Here is a 602-nt window from a genome sequence, read left to right as displayed (position 1 = left end):
GTCGGCGCATCCGCAACGCCCGCCACATCAACCGTGATCGAACCGGTCGTCGTTGCGACGTCTTCACCATCCGTTGAGGTTGCCGTCACCCCAAGATCAAACGACCCACTGAAGTCCTCAGCCGGGGTAATCGTCAGACCTTCAAGCTGGTCCGGGTTCAGTGTCCAGGTGCCGTCGCCATTGTCCGTACCAGCAGACAAGGTTGCACCGTCCGGAATGCCGGAGATGGTGACGCTTAGAACTTCCGAGCTGTCGGTCAGTCCAGCGTCGATATCAAGTGCAATTGCACTGTCTTCCGAACCGGAAGCATCAGTGACATTCAAAGTCGGCGCATCCGCAACACCAACCACATCAACCGTGATCGAACCGGTCGCCGTTGCAACGTCTTCGCCATCAGTTGAGGTTGCCGTCACACCCAGGTCAAACGACCCACTGAAGTCCTCAGCCGGTGTGATCGTCAGACCTTCAAGCTGATCCGGGTTCAGCGTCCAGGTGCCGTCGCCATTGTCAGTCCCAGCCGACAGGGTCGCGCCATCCGGAACGCCATTGATCGTGATCGACAGAACTTCGCTGGAATCCGTGAGACCAGCGTCAATATCAAG

General features: G+C 58.0%; 1 protein-coding gene. It reads right to left on the bottom strand.

What is annotated here, in order from left to right:
- On the bottom strand, window positions 1-602 hold a 602-nt coding region (locus CU041_RS20255), incomplete at both ends, for an Ig-like domain-containing protein (RefSeq protein WP_170310317.1).

The sequence above is a fragment of the Thalassospira povalilytica genome, assembly GCF_002844235.1.
GTDB lineage: Bacteria > Pseudomonadota > Alphaproteobacteria > Rhodospirillales > Thalassospiraceae > Thalassospira > Thalassospira povalilytica.
The sequence above is the reverse complement of the archived record's forward strand: the minus strand, read 5'-3'. Positions and strand labels throughout refer to the sequence as shown.